This is a genomic window from Robinsoniella sp. KNHs210, assembly GCF_000686105.1.
Taxonomy (GTDB): domain Bacteria; phylum Bacillota; class Clostridia; order Lachnospirales; family Lachnospiraceae; genus Robinsoniella; species Robinsoniella peoriensis.
The window spans coordinates 1,842,546-1,856,877 of sequence record NZ_JMLZ01000002.1 but is presented as its reverse complement, the minus strand read 5'-3'; the positions used below and the strand labels follow the sequence as shown (position 1 = coordinate 1,856,877).

Here is a 14,332-nt window from a genome sequence, read left to right as displayed (position 1 = left end):
CAGGACTTACAAAAAGGCGGTATCCGCATTTACGCAGATACCGTCTTTTTACATTTCCTTCGTGCCGGTCACGGATAAGTTCATAGATGCGTGCCTGGAAAACGAAACTCAGTTATTTAATCTTGCAAGATCCTGGTAAAATCCAGGATAACTGATATTTACACAGTCCGCATCTTCAATATGCGTCGTGCCGCTGCTTGCCAGGGCAGCAATTGCAAATGACATTGCAATACGATGGTCTTTATGGCTTTTTATTATACTGCCGTGAAGCCCGGTTCCGCCTTTTATAACCATACCGTCTTCCGTTGCCTGTATATCTGCGCCCATGGAGGCCAGGTTATTCACCATTACGTCAATGCGGTTAGATTCTTTCACTTTTAATTCCTGAGCATCTTTAATAACAGTTGTGCCTTTGGCAAAACAAGCCAGAACGGCTACCACGGGAAGTTCATCAATAAGTGTAGGTATCATGGAACCGCCCACCGTAATGCCTTTCAGGCTGCTGTGACGGACTAGGATATCTGCAGTAGGTTCGCCGTTGTCACAATTTTCATTTAACAGTGTTAAATCTGCGCCCATTTCCCGGCAGACATGGAGGAGACCATCTCTGGTAGGATTTATTCCCACATTTTTAATCAGTATTTCAGAACCAGGTACAATCAATCCTGCTGCAATAAAATACGCAGCGGATGAAATATCTCCGGGAACGGATACGCTTTGTCCCTTTAACACGGGATTTGGCAGGATGGTTGCAGTAGTTCCTTTACAGGTAACATTTCCACCGAAATAATTCAGCATAATTTCTGAGTGGTTACGGGAAACGAATGGTTCTGTAACGCTGGTAGGTGTATCGGCATATAGTCCGGCAAGGAGAACGGCCGATTTTACCTGGGCAGAAGCCACGGGTGAAGTATAATGTATCCCGTGCAGATGCTTTCCAATGATCCGAAGAGGAGCACAGCCGTTATCCCGGATGCTGATAAGCTCAGCCCCCATCATGGATAACGGATCAATAATCCGCTTCATGGGACGCTTCTGGATCGATTCGTCACCGTTTAAGATACTTTCAAATGACTGTCCGGACAGAATACCGGATATCATACGTGTAGTTGTACCGCTGTTACCGGTATCCAGGGTATCAGCTGGAGCTGTCAGTCCATGGAGCCCTTTTCCATGTATGCGGATGCAGTCCGGGGTATTTTCAATATCAACACCCAGCTTTTTAAAACAGCTGATCGTAGAAAGGCAGTCAGCTCCCTGCAGAAAATTTCTCACTTCTGTAGTTCCTAAGGAGAGTGCGCCGAACATAACGGCACGATGTGAGATGGATTTGTCACCGGGAACTGTGATTTCTCCTTTTAAAGCTTTTGTTTTTGTGAATTCCATAAAACCTCCATATGTAAATCATCCGTTTAGAAAAGTAAAATCCTATCGCTCATAAATGGTATAGCGGTATTTTCTTAATAAATCTACGGCCTTTTTCAATGCGTTTTCTTCATAAAATTCTACCCGCAGGACACCTTCTTCGAATTCACGGTTGTGTACGATCCCGATATTCTTAATACTGATGCCATTGGTGGCAAGAATGGTTGCAAGAGCAGCGATCCCGCCGGCTTCGTCTACCATATCACAGTAAAGCATATGAACCTTTTTCAGAGGACCGCTGGAAGAGTCCGAGATAGAATCCCTGTATTCCCTGGAGCTGTCAAATAATTGATAGATATCCTGGTTATCTTTTTCAGTTAAAGCAGTTTTTACCTGGTTCAGACTATCAATATAGCGGTTTAGAACAGTCAGGATATTACCGCTGTTTGTCATGCAGATCTGTTCCCACATTTCTGCAGAAGAAGAAGCAATTCTGGTAATATCTTTAAAGCCTCCGGCTGCAATTGTTTTCATGGTTTCATTCCCCGTATCAGAATCTTTTACCAGATTTACCAGAGTGGAAGCGATGATATGGGGCAGGTGGCTGATGGCAGCTGTAGCAAAATCATGTTCTTCATAATTTAACACAAGGGGTATTGCTTTTAATGCTGATACAAATGTTTTATACTTTTGTACCATTTCTGCAGGGACAGTAGCTGATGGAGTAAGGATGTAATATGCATTCTCAATTAAATGACGCTTAGCATTTCGAATCCCTGTCTTTTCACTGCCCGCCATGGGGTGCCCTCCTATGAAATTATCTTCCATATCAAGGGCAATGACTTTCTCGTGGATATCGGTCTTAGTGCTGCCTACATCTGTCAGAATGCAGTCTTTTTTTATGAAATCCTTTAACTGACAAAGATAAGCGGCATTGGATTCAACCGGTGCGCATAAAAATATATAGTCGCAGCTGCCAAACTCCTGTGTAATTCCTTCGCAGGCAGCATCAATAATGCCTTCAGCCAGAGCATAGTCAATGGTTGACTGACTTCTGGTATGGGCGATTATTTTCGTTTCCGGGTAAAAATAGCGGATGGCTTTAGCAATCGACCCGCCAATGAGTCCAAGGCCGATAAAGCCAACGGTTACATCATTCATTTAAATGTCCTTTCTGCAAGTTTTGCAAATGGTATCAGTTCGTCAGAAAGTCCATCGAACTGTTCAAAGGTCAGTGACTGCGGTCCGTCGGAGAGCGCGCAGGCAGGATTGTTATGTACTTCGATCATCAGTCCGTCTGCTCCGGCAGCGATTGCACATTTAGCCAATGGTGCTACATAGGCTCTTACTCCGGTAGCGTGGCTTGGATCAACGATGATTGGCAGATGGGACTTGGATTTAATTACAGGGACAGCACTGATATCCAGCGTATTCCTGGTGGCAGTTTCGAAGGTACGGATTCCTCGCTCGCAGAGAACCACATTTGGATTCCCCTCCGCGATAATATATTCCGCGGCATTTAACCATTCATCAATTGTTGCAGCAAGACCACGTTTTAATAATACCGGAAGTCCGGAACGCCCTGCTTCTTTCAGAAGCTGGAAGTTCTGCATATTTCTGGCACCTATCTGGATCATATCCACATACCTGGCAGCAGCTTCGATAGCTTTTTCACTGATTACTTCACAAATAGTGTTAAGCCCTGTTTCCTCCCTTGCGGTTTGCATGTAACGGAGTCCTTCTTCTTCCAGTCCCTGGAATGAGTATGGGGAGGTACGTGGCTTGTATGCACCGCCGCGAACAAATGTTGCGCCTGCTTTTTTAACAGCGTGGGCGATTAAAAGAAGCTGTTCCTCAGATTCAACCGCGCAGGGACCAGCCATGATTGTTAAGTTATTTGGTCCGATCTCTGTATTGCCTACTTTAATTACGCTGGGTTCCGGATGAAATTTTTTGTTGGATAATTTGTACGTTTCTGTTACAGGAACAATCTTATCAACACCGGGAGCGATTTCCAGATTCTGGTTGGATAGTTTAGTTTTGTCTCCAACTACACCGATAATCGTTACTTCCTGGCCCTGTGACAAATGGGTTTCTAATCCTTTGGATTTTATTAACTGCACCACGTGGTCAATATTTTCCTGGGGTGCGTGAGGTTTCATTACAATAATCATAATTTTATTCTCCTTCTATGTTTAGCTCCTGTTATTCTACTATTGAAAAGCTCTTCTGTCAATACTTTGACGCTTTAACGCGGCGAAAATTTGGGGTTAAAAAAATATTTGTTAAAAGTGAATAAAATACTTGAAATATTGTGACAATTTTAGTAAAATATATCCATAGACTAAACAAGGGATGACAGCAGTGTCATTCGCAAATAACTAGTATTGGAGGAATTTAATATGAAAGTGTACACATCAGACAGGATTCGCAACGTAGTTGTCTTAGGGCATGGTGGAGCAGGTAAGACCAGCTTAGTAGAAGCAATGGCTTATTTATCAGGAATTACCAGCAGATTAGGCAGCGTAACAGAAGGCAATACCGTAAGTGATTTTGATAAAGAAGAGATCAGAAGAAAATTCTCAATCAGCACATCCGTTGTACCGATTATTTGGAATGATGTCAAAGTGAATGTTTTAGATACCCCCGGATACTTTGATTTTGTAGGTGAAGCGGAAGAGGCAGCTGCAGCAGCAGATGCGGCGGTGATTGTTATTAACGGTAAAAGCGGTGTGGAAGTAGGTACACAGAAGGCATGGGATCTCTGTGAGAAGTATAAGCTACCCAGAATGTTCTTTGTAACGAACATGGATCTGGATAATGCCAGCTACCGTGAAGTAGTAGAACAGCTTACCGATTTGTACGGAAAAAAGATTGCGCCAATCCATCTGCCTATACGTGAAAATGAAAAATTTGTAGGATATGTAAATGTTGTTCGCAAAGCGAGCAGGAAATGGGTGGATAAAGGTCAGAAGGTTGATTGTGAGACTCCTGAATATTCATTAGAATATCTGGAGAAATACAGAGAAATCTTATTAGAGGCTGTTGCAGAGACAAGCGAAGATTTCATGGACCGCTATTTTAGCGGAGAAGAATTTTCTGTTCATGAAATTATGGCAGCGCTGACCGTAAATGTTTCCGACGGTTCCATTGTTCCGGTATCTATGGGTTCCCCGGTAAATATCCAGGGTGTCGCTAATCTTCTGGATGACATCGTACAATATTTCCCAAGTCCGGATAAAAGAAATTTTGCTGGAATTAATATGAAGACCAAAGAGATCTTCGAAGCGAATTACGATTTCGCCAAGGCAAAATCTGCATACATTTTCAAGACAATTGTAGATCCGTTTATTGGAAAATATTCTTTGATAAAGGTATGCTCCGGCGTTATTAAGAATGATGATACTCTGTTTAATTATGATAAAGATTTAGAAGAGAAGATTAATAAACTGTATGTATTTGAAGGAAGTAAGCCAATTGAAGTTACGGAATTGCATGCCGGGGATATCGGGGCAATCGGAAAACTGTCCCATGCACGTACCGGTGATACGCTGTCTACAAAGACAACTCCAATCCAGTTTGGCAAGATGGATCTGTCCATTCCTTATACATATAAGAGATATAAGGCAAAGAACAAAGGCGATGAAGATAAGATCTCACAGGCATTGACGAAGATGATGCATGAAGACCTGACCATGAAAGCAATAAATGATGGTGAAAACCGACAGTCTCTGCTCTATGGAATGGGAGACCAGCATTTGGATATTATCCAGAGCAAGCTGTTAAGTAAATATAAAATTGAAATTGACCTGGATAAACCAAAGGTTGCATTTAGAGAAACTATCCGTAAGAGTTCCGATGTTGAATCTAAATATAAGAAACAGTCCGGCGGACATGGACAGTATGGTCATGTTAAAATGCGTTTTGAGCCATCGGGTGATCTGGAAACGCCATATGTGTTTGAACAGGTCGTAGTGGGCGGTGCCGTACCAAAGAATTACTACCCGGCAGTAGAAAAGGGAGTTCAGGATTCTATGCAGAAAGGCCCGTTAGCAGCATATCCGGTTGTGGGTGTGAAAGCGGTACTCTATGATGGATCTTACCATCCGGTAGATTCTTCTGAAATGGCATTTAAGACAGCAGCAGTGCAGGCATTCAAGAAGGGCTTTATGGAAGCTTCCCCGGTACTTCTGGAGCCAATTGCATCATTGAAAGTAATTGTTCCGGATAAGTATACGGGTGACGTTATGGGCGATATGAATAAGCGCCGCGGCCGTGTACTTGGAATGAACCCGGATTCTAAGGGGAACCAGGTTATTGAAGCCGACATACCTATGACAGAACTTTATGGATATTCCACAGCACTTCGCTCAATGACAGGCGGAAGCGGAACCTTCTCATATGAATTCGCACGTTATGAGCAGGCACCATCTGATATTCAGGCAAAAGAAGTTGAAGCCAGAGCAAGTAAAGTAAATACAAATGAAGAATAAATTGGAATAGGAAAAGGGGGCAGAAATTTTGCCCCCTTTTTGCAATTAGAGATATACCTGTCCTGTAAATATACAGGATACAGAATAGCTGGTGCAGCTGTTTTCTAAAACAGGATTTCTAGATATTGTTGTATATATTTATGCCAATAATGAAATGATACCTTATATATTGGCTGAAGTGAAGCAGCCAGGTTACGGAATCAAAAACGCCCAGGGGGGGCAGATGAAATCATATCTGGTGTCAGCACCCTAAGCAAGGAAAAGAGAATTATAGGAGAGTAAAAATGAAAAGCAGTACATGTGTATTATTATATGGATTAAAAGATACGCCAAAAGGAGAGAAAGTCAAAGCAGTTCTGAAAAAGATGGGCATTGAAGCCAAAGATATTCCATTAGAAGAATACTACCAGCCCATAGGTCTGCTGGCAGGAATTCCGGGATTTCAAAAAGAAGAAAGAAAATACACCGGAGGTGGATTTCCGGATGAGATGATGGTGATGCATTTAAACAGCAGCCAGGTAGATGCCCTTTTAGCCAGGTTTCGACAGGAAGGAGTAGAGCGTATCGACCTGAAAGCAATCATTACAGAGTTCAACCGTTCCTGGAATTCCCTGCAGCTTTATTTAGAACTGCATAAGGAGCATGAAACAATGACCAGGCGAAATCCATAAGGCATATTAGTTAAACCAATAAAAAACAGCCCGCAAAAATCAGGAAGGGGGCTGTTTTTTATGTAAATAGGAGGTACCATATATAGTATAGGAATTGTAGTGCCTGCGGATGACATTACAATTCCGCCGTAAGCTAATAAATTCAATCTATTTTTTCAAAATAAGATGCATCCTTTCCACATACCGGACATATAAAATCTTCCGGAAGTTCGTCTGCTTCTAATATATATCCACAGACACTGCAGCGGAAGCCCTTTGTCTGACTTTCCTGATAGGAAGGAGCATTTTTAGGAGTAGTACCTTTCTTTTTGCTATGATAATCGGCATAAGTCAGAACCTGGGAATCAGAAGGGATATCAGCTTCTGTAACTTCTCCAATTAAAATCACATGGGTATCAACGTCCAGTCTGTCTGTTACTTTACAGGAAAACCTTGCTGCAATACCCTCTGTGGGGTAGGGGTTTCCGTTTAAGTCACGCTCATAAGATGCCTGTTCAAATTTCTCGGCGTCCCTGCCAGACTGGAAACCAAAGGTTTTAATGAGTTCCATATCTACCTCTTCGGAAAGTACGACAGCAGAGAAAGATCCGGCACCCTCGATCAGACGCAGGGTTTCGTTATTCTTATTTAAGGCGATAGATAGTCTTGCAGGTGAGGAAGTCACCTGGGCCAGAGTGTTAATCACACAGCCGCCGTCTTTATTTTCATAATTGGCGGAAACGATATATACACCATAACTGAGTTTAAAAAAAGCTTTTGTATTCATTGTAAAATTCCCTTTCTTAATGTAATTCGGTGATCAGAATTTACAGCTATTGCTATATCATATCTTTCCACGGAAAATGTTTTTGTATTCCTATATTCGTATTATATAGCATAAATTTCCAAATGTCAATAACAATAATTATTACTAATATTGAATTATTTCAGGTTAATTTGGGTTACCATCACAAAACTACCATTTATCATCCATGGATTCAACACATTTATCGATTATTCTAGTTGCATAAGATTTTAAGAAAAATTAAGACAGATGAAGAGATCGCAAATGGAGGGAAATATGGTAATGAAACAGAAAAACAAAAAAATGAAAATCTGGAAAGACAAGAAAAAGCGGAAATGGATATTGATCATCCTGGGAGTCTGTATAATCGGAGCTGGCGGTACTGCATTTTTCATGACCAGAAAAAGAATGCCGGTAGAAGCGGCGGTCCAAAAGTCACAGACGGCAACAGTGGAGAAAGGAAATATTTCCAATACCATTGTCGGTACCGGAACTTTAGAAGCGGATACAGCAAGTGGAATTGAAATACCTTCCGGGCTTGTCATAGATGAAGTGAAAGTGGAAAGTGGTGACAGTGTAAGTAAAGGCGATGAACTGGCTGTAATCAATCAGGCGTCACTGTTAACGAAAATCGAAGATACACAGGAAGAAATTGCAAAACTGGATAAAGAAATTAATGAAGCAAAAGAAGATTCAGATGCAGATACCATTACTACCAGTGTCAGTGGCCGTGTCAAAAAAATTTATGCCGCATCAGGTGATAAAATAACAGATGTAATGTTAGAAAACGGGGCACTGATATTGCTTTCACTGGATGGAAAGATGGCACTGAAACTGGAAAATGTGTCCGGCATTGCAGCAGGAGACAGTGTAACTGTAACGCTATCCAGCGGTACAGAGAAAACAGGAACCGTCGAAAGTGTTTCCGGGAAGACCGGTGTAATTACCCTGACCGATTACGGACCCGAATTGAATGATACAGTTTCGGTTAAGGATTCTGATGGAAAGGAACTGGGAACAGGGAAGCTTTATATTCATCAGCAGCTGGCAATTACAGGTACTGCAGGAACAGTAAGTTCCGTAGATGTTTCGCTGAATGAATCGGTAGATGCAGACGAGACCCTGATTGAATTAAAAGAAAGTGCGTCACTGGGAACTTACCAGGAACTGCTGGCAGCCAGGGAAGAGCTGGCACAGTCACTGCAGGAGTTAATGAATCTGTCTGCAAACCCAACCATTACAGCTGATTTTGATGGAATCGTCCAGACGGTAAATGTAACGGCGGGCAGCAGTTCTTCCAATAGCAGTACTTCCGGCAGCAATTCCACGGGGAGTTCCAATTCCTCGAATGGAATGACAGGAGCATCCTATTCCTCAAACTCAGGCAGCCAGCCAGTCTTCGTGACTGCTTCCGTTAAAAAAGAGACAGTCGGAACAGCCAAGACAGTCGGAACAGCCAAGATAGTCGGAACAGCTGTGACAGCCGTAAACACATCGGAGTCCACAAAGGAGCCGGCACAAACACAGATCTCTATTTACACAGAGACAGAGCAAAATAAAACGGAGATTTCGGAATGCACACCGGATATCACAGCGCCTGTAAAAGGGGCTTCACCTCAGAACATACTGCAGGAAACACAAAGTTATGCCGGAAGCATAGTATGGAATCCTTCAGACAGTGTCTTTCAGCCTGCCACTACCTATACGGCGGCAATTACGCTGACGGCAAAGGAAGGATATCAATTTGCTGCCGGTATTGCACCACAGTTAAGCGGAGGTGTCATTTCCGGAATAACCTTAAGCGCAGATAATAGTATTCTAACGTTTTCCGTTGCTTTTCCGGCTACGGCAGAAGAGGCTACAGAGAAGCCGACAGATACACAGACAGACCCGGTAACGGAAACTTCCGGGGGAAAGGAAACAGAGACAAATCCTCAGCCGTCAACAGAACCAAAAGAAACACAGCCTCAGACAGAGTCAGATACGAAGAATGAAAAGGACAGCAATAAGCAGTCTGAGTCACAGAAAAATACGGACAAAAACAACGGACAGGAGACCAATGGAAAGAGCAGTGAAAATTCGGATAATCTAACAAATGGTAACTTAACAAATAATACAAATGGGAATAACAACAGTGGTTCCGGGAATAGTGGAAGCGGCAGTGGAAATGCAGCACAGACAACTGTAAGCGAAAACAGTTCCACAGAAAGTAAATCCAGTTCAGACGACACAACTTCCACCGCATCATCTGGTTCGAATGTTTCCATAATGACGGTATCGCCCCAGGACAACGTAATTCTTACCGTAAATGTAGATGAATTAGACATCTTATCGGTAAGTCTGGATCAGGAAGCGGAGATTACCTTTGATGCCATCGAAGATCAGACATTCAAAGGCAGCGTAACTAAGATTTCCAACTCAGCCAGCTCAAGCGGCGGAGTAACAAAATATCCGGTACAGATCACTATACCAAAAGATGCGTCAATGCGCATCGGAATGAATGCGTCAGCAACTATTACAATTGAGAATAAAGAAAATATTCTGCTGATACCGATGAATGCCCTTCAGGAACGGGGAAATAAAGTATTTGTCTATACCAGCGAAGACGAAGAAGGGGCATTATCCGGTGAAACAGAGATTGAAACAGGATTGTCAGACGGAACAAATGTGGAGGTAGTAAGCGGACTGAGTGAAGGAGATACCGTCTACTACAATAAAACAGGATCTTCCTCCTCTAATTCAGAGGGTGGATTCATGGGAGGTATGCAGGGTGGTGAAATGCCGTCCGGAGGTTTTGGCGATGAAATGCCATCCGGAGGCGGAGGACCAAGTGGAAGTTCGGGCCAGATGAAGGCACCGGGCGGACAGTGAGGTGACGGCAATGATTATATTTCAGGATGTTTGTAAATATTATCAGATTGGCGGGGAAGAAGTGAGGGCTTTGGATCATGCGAATATGAGGATTAAAAAAGGCGAATTCGTCAGCATTATAGGACCTTCAGGAAGCGGTAAATCCACGCTTATGAACATTATAGGGTGTCTGGATGTAGCTGATTGCGGGGAGTATTATCTGGACGGACAGGAGATAGAACAATATTCAGAACGGGAACTGGGCAGGATACGGAATCATAAAATCGGATTTATTTTTCAGAATTTTAATCTGATTCAGAAGATGACGGCAGAAGAGAACGTGGAACTCCCTTTAATCTATCAGGGTATCCATGCTTCTGAGCGCAAGAGAAGGGTTATGGAAGCGTTAGAAAAAGTGGAGCTTTCCAGCAGGATGCATCATAAACCCACAGAGTTATCCGGCGGGCAGCAGCAGAGAGTTGCAATAGCGAGGGCACTTGTAACAAGTCCCTCTCTGTTTCTGGCAGATGAGCCTACCGGAAATCTGGATTCCAGAACCGGAGACGATATCATGAACCTGTTTCATGAACTGCATGAACAGGGGAATACCATTGTGTTAATTACCCATGATAACAAAGTGGCAAAACAGGCACTGCGCAGAATTCATATTCTGGATGGTCATGTAAAGGAGGTGGAGTGATGGTCTTTCAGTCCTTAAAAATGGCATGGAGTGCCATAACCTCCAATAAAATGAGATCCTTTTTAACCATGCTGGGAATTATCATCGGTGTAATGTCGCTGGTAGTACTGGTCTCTATCGCAAATAGCGCAACGACTTCTGTAACAGATGAGATTTCGAATATCGGAACGAATCTTTTAACGATTCGGATCGAGGATAACAAAGAAAATCCGTTGAAGTTATCCGAACTGTCAGACTTTACGGAAAATGAGGAAATTGCTCTGACAGCACCAATAGCCCAAAGCAGCGTAACAGCAAAAAGCGGATATACCAGCAGTACGGTTACCACATATGGAACAACAGGCTCCTATCTGGATATACAAGGCAAGGAATTGGCCTATGGGCGTTTCTTAAAAGCGGCAGATATTGACAATCATTCGAATGTAGTGGTATTAAATGAGGATGCGGCTACGGAGATTATTGGGCGTGCTAATGCAGTGGGAGAAAGTATTTCCTTAGACGGCAGAAGTTTTTTAATTATAGGAATTATCAAGAGTGACGAGACCAGCAGTAAATCATCATCCAGATCATCGGGAAGCTCTGGATCAGGCAGGGGGAGTGCTTCTTCTAAAAGTTCATCGTCTACCAGCACCTCTTATGCAAGCCTGGACGCCTATATTCCCTATACAACGCTGACAAGAATTGCCAGCAATATATCATCAGAAATCACGACGTTCTATGCCACAGCTACCAGTGAAGACAGTCTGGATGCAGCAGAAGATGCCATGTCAGAAATGCTGTTAAAGCGTTTTGGACAGGATGAGGATGCATTTACCATACAAAACCAGTCTACGCTTATGGAAACAATGAACAGCGTAACCAACACCCTTGCTTTGATGCTGGGAGGTATCGCAGCGATCTCATTAGTTGTGGGCGGTATTGGGATTATGAATATTATGCTGGTATCCGTAACTGAGCGTACGAAAGAAATCGGTATCCGAAAAGCAATCGGGGCAGGCAGGGGAAGCATTATGCTGCAGTTTATGCTGGAAGCATTGATGATCAGCCTTTTAGGGTGTCTGTTTGGGATATTTTTGTCCTGGGTTATTTTGCAGGCAGCCGGTATGATTATGGATTCCATGAGTTTCCAATTGTCCAATCAGGTAGTATGGATCGCTGTAGGTTTTTCTAGTATTATCGGGGTAGTCTTCGGTATTTATCCGGCAAATAAGGCGGCAAAAAAGCATCCGATAGAAGCGCTCAGATATTCCGGGTGACAATTATAAATGAGCAGGAGCTTTGTCAATAAGCAAATAAAAACGTCCAGACATTATTATCTGGACGTTTTCAAAATCATAATTTTGATAACATCATCATGATTTCATTGCTTCTGGAAATGAACTTTGTCATTTCTTCCGGAGCCAGCTGTTTGTGGCTTAAGAGTGCAAGATCGTATAACTGCTCACACATCATCGGAATATTTTCAGAATCTTTGTTTTCAAAGATATATTTTACTAATTGATTATTAGCGTTTAATACAAGGGTTTCGGAAGATCCAAACATGCCTGGATCCATACCGTACATATTGTACATCTTCATCATATCCTGCATACGTCTGCTTTCTTCAGAAAGAGTCATTACAGAAGAGATGTTTTCGTTTTTCAGCTTTTCAACTTTGACTTCCAGTTTTTCTTTGCCAAGAACTTTGCGGAATAATTCAGTAAGTGTATCTGTAGTTTCCTTTAATTCTTCAGCATTTACTTCTTCCTTGAAGTGCTCTGTTACGTCGGAATCGATGCGCTGGAATTTAACTTCCTCATTTTTTTGTTCGATATGGCTGATGAAAGCGGAATCAATGTTGTGCTTTAAGATAGCCGCATCCAGACCTTCCTCTTTGAACATATTAATGTACTGGCTCTGCTGTACTTCATCCGTAACATAGAAGAGTGTAGTCTTTGGCTTTTCCGATTCTTTTTTATCTGCATCTTCTGTGTTATCAGCACTGGTTTCTTCAGCAGCAGTTTCCTCAGTTTCCGGCTCGTCTTTTTTGTTCTCTGCAATGAAATCAGGCAGAGTCAGATAATTGCTTTCCAGGTTTTTTACAAGAATGTAATCCATCATCTTATCACTGAACTTGCCGTCTTTTAAGCAGCCGAATTTGATGAATGGGCTGATGTCATCCCAGTATTTTTCATACTGTTCACGGTCTGTTTTGCACATGCCGCTTAATTTGTCAGCTACTTTCTTGGAGATATAATCAGCGATCTTCTTAACAAAGCCATCGTTCTGAAGAGCACTTCTGGATACGTTAAGCGGTAAGTCCGGACAATCGATGACACCTTTTAACAGCATCAGGAATTCAGGAATTACTTCTTTGATATTATCTGCGATAAATACCTGGTTATTGTATAACTTAATGGTACCTTCAATAGAATCATATTCCGTATTGATTTTCGGGAAGTAGAGGATACCTTTTAAGTTAAATGGATAGTCCATATTTAAGTGAATCCAGAATAAAGGTTCTTTGAAATCCATAAATACCTTACGGTAAAAATCTCTGTATTCTTCTTCTTTACAGTCATTTGGATGCTTGGTCCAAAGAGGAGCAGGATCACTTAAAGATACAGGACGTTTGTTTATTTTTACTTTATCCTTTGCAGGAGAAACTTCCACGATTTCTTTTTCACCGTTTTCGTTTTCTTTTTCTTCCGTTTTTGCTTCTTCGTGGATATGTTCTACAACCACATCATCTTCACGAAGATCTGCTTCATCGATGGTTTCGAATTCCTGCTCTGCATTTTCCTTGGAAAGGAAAATTTCTACAGGCATGAAAGAACAATATTTTTCCAATACTTCACGAGCGCGGTATTCGTTAGCGAATTCCAGGCTTTCTTCGTTTAAGAAGAGTGTGATTTCCGTACCTACGGTATTTTTATTCCCATCATCTAAAGTATATTCAGTGCCGCCGTCACATTCCCAGTGAACCGGGACAGAACCTTCTTTATAGGAAAGAGTATCGATGTGTACTTCTTCAGCAACCATAAATGCTGAATAAAAGCCCAGACCGAAATGACCGATCATTTCGTCGTCGTTTGTTTTGTCTTTGTATTTTTCAAGGAAATCGGTTGCACCGGAAAATGCGATCTGTGTGATGTATTCTTCTACTTCATCAGCTGTCATACCAAGACCGGTATCAATAAATTTTAATGTTTTCGCTTCCGGATTTACTATTACTTCAATTTTGTTTTTGTGTTTTTCCGGGAATGAGTATTCACCCATTACTTCCAGTTTCTTTAACTTTGTGATTGCATCACATCCGTTGGAAACCAATTCACGGAAAAAGATGTCATGGTCAGAATATAACCATTTTTTGATAATTGGAAATATGTTTTCGCTGTTAATTGATAAGCTTCCTTTTTTGTTGCTCATAAGTAACACTCCTTTTGTAATTATTTCATTTTTATCTAAAGCTAGTTTAATACGGGAAAAA

10 protein-coding genes are annotated in these 14,332 nt (G+C 42.0%); 5 read left to right on the top strand and 5 right to left on the bottom strand.

Going from position 1 to position 14,332, the window contains the following annotated elements:
* Nucleotides 1–108: 108 nt before the first annotated feature.
* Genes aroA through aroF form a run of 3 tightly spaced genes read right to left on the bottom strand, consistent with a single transcriptional unit; the run spans nt 109 to nt 3,539 of the window.
* Complete coding sequence (aroA, locus tag CD03_RS0115155) at nt 109–1,386, bottom strand: 3-phosphoshikimate 1-carboxyvinyltransferase (RefSeq protein WP_027294379.1); 1,278 nt, start codon at nt 1,384–1,386, stop codon at nt 109–111.
* Nucleotides 1,387–1,428: 42 nt separating this feature from the next.
* Complete coding sequence (locus CD03_RS0115150) at nt 1,429–2,526, bottom strand: prephenate dehydrogenase (protein WP_027294378.1); 1,098 nt, start codon at nt 2,524–2,526, stop codon at nt 1,429–1,431.
* Nucleotides 2,523–3,539, bottom strand: a complete 1,017-nt coding sequence (gene aroF / locus CD03_RS0115145; RefSeq protein WP_027294377.1) for a 3-deoxy-7-phosphoheptulonate synthase — start codon at nt 3,537–3,539, stop codon at nt 2,523–2,525. Before aroF ends, CD03_RS0115150 begins: the two co-directional genes overlap by 4 nt.
* A 228-nt stretch (nt 3,540–3,767) precedes the next feature.
* Here aroF and CD03_RS0115140 point away from each other — a divergent pair, with 228 nt between their 5' ends.
* On the top strand, nt 3,768–5,858 hold the full coding sequence (locus tag CD03_RS0115140; RefSeq protein ID WP_027294376.1) for an elongation factor G: 2,091 nt from the start codon (nt 3,768–3,770) through the stop codon (nt 5,856–5,858).
* A 284-nt stretch (nt 5,859–6,142) separates the two neighbouring features.
* Nucleotides 6,143–6,529 (top strand): DUF3783 domain-containing protein, encoded by a 387-nt coding sequence (locus CD03_RS0115130; protein ID WP_027294375.1) that lies wholly within the window; start codon nt 6,143–6,145, stop codon nt 6,527–6,529.
* Between the two features lie 142 nt (nt 6,530–6,671).
* Here the strand turns inward: CD03_RS0115130 and CD03_RS0115125 are convergent, their stop codons facing one another.
* Nucleotides 6,672–7,295 (bottom strand): flavin reductase, encoded by a 624-nt coding sequence (locus tag CD03_RS0115125; protein WP_027294374.1) that lies wholly within the window; start codon nt 7,293–7,295, stop codon nt 6,672–6,674.
* Between the two features lie 300 nt (nt 7,296–7,595).
* Between CD03_RS0115125 and CD03_RS0115120 the strand changes: the two genes are divergently transcribed.
* From CD03_RS0115120 to CD03_RS0115110, 3 genes are read left to right on the top strand one after another with little or no spacing between them, the layout of a single operon-like run.
* Nucleotides 7,596–10,184 (top strand): HlyD family efflux transporter periplasmic adaptor subunit, encoded by a 2,589-nt coding sequence (locus tag CD03_RS0115120; RefSeq protein ID WP_197041664.1) that lies wholly within the window; start codon nt 7,596–7,598, stop codon nt 10,182–10,184.
* A 10-nt stretch (nt 10,185–10,194) separates the two neighbouring features.
* Nucleotides 10,195–10,863 carry an ABC transporter ATP-binding protein gene (locus CD03_RS0115115; RefSeq protein ID WP_027294372.1) on the top strand — a complete coding sequence of 223 codons (669 nt, stop codon included), beginning with the start codon at nt 10,195–10,197 and terminating at the stop codon, nt 10,861–10,863.
* Nucleotides 10,863–12,119, top strand: coding sequence for an ABC transporter permease (locus tag CD03_RS0115110; RefSeq protein ID WP_027294371.1), 1,257 nt, complete (start codon nt 10,863–10,865; stop codon nt 12,117–12,119). Before CD03_RS0115115 ends, CD03_RS0115110 begins: the two co-directional genes overlap by 1 nt.
* 76 nt (nt 12,120–12,195) lie before the next feature.
* Here CD03_RS0115110 and htpG read toward each other — a convergent pair whose 3' ends face one another.
* On the bottom strand, nt 12,196–14,271 hold the full coding sequence (htpG, locus tag CD03_RS0115105) for a molecular chaperone HtpG (RefSeq protein WP_027294370.1): 2,076 nt from the start codon (nt 14,269–14,271) through the stop codon (nt 12,196–12,198).
* Nucleotides 14,272–14,332 lie beyond the last annotated feature (61 nt).

Coding starts and splice junctions, on each gene's coding strand:
- aroA (WP_027294379.1), bottom strand. CDS start 1,386: ATGGAATTCACAAAAACAAAAGCTTTAAAAGGAGAAATCACAGTTCCC.
- CD03_RS0115150 (WP_027294378.1), bottom strand. CDS start 2,526: ATGAATGATGTAACCGTTGGCTTTATCGGCCTTGGACTCATTGGCGGG.
- aroF (WP_027294377.1), bottom strand. CDS start 3,539: ATGATTATTGTAATGAAACCTCACGCACCCCAGGAAAATATTGACCAC.
- CD03_RS0115140 (WP_027294376.1), top strand. CDS start 3,768: ATGAAAGTGTACACATCAGACAGGATTCGCAACGTAGTTGTCTTAGGG.
- CD03_RS0115130 (WP_027294375.1), top strand. CDS start 6,143: ATGAAAAGCAGTACATGTGTATTATTATATGGATTAAAAGATACGCCA.
- CD03_RS0115125 (WP_027294374.1), bottom strand. CDS start 7,295: ATGAATACAAAAGCTTTTTTTAAACTCAGTTATGGTGTATATATCGTT.
- CD03_RS0115120 (WP_197041664.1), top strand. CDS start 7,596: ATGAAACAGAAAAACAAAAAAATGAAAATCTGGAAAGACAAGAAAAAG.
- CD03_RS0115115 (WP_027294372.1), top strand. CDS start 10,195: ATGATTATATTTCAGGATGTTTGTAAATATTATCAGATTGGCGGGGAA.
- CD03_RS0115110 (WP_027294371.1), top strand. CDS start 10,863: ATGGTCTTTCAGTCCTTAAAAATGGCATGGAGTGCCATAACCTCCAAT.
- htpG (WP_027294370.1), bottom strand. CDS start 14,271: ATGAGCAACAAAAAAGGAAGCTTATCAATTAACAGCGAAAACATATTT.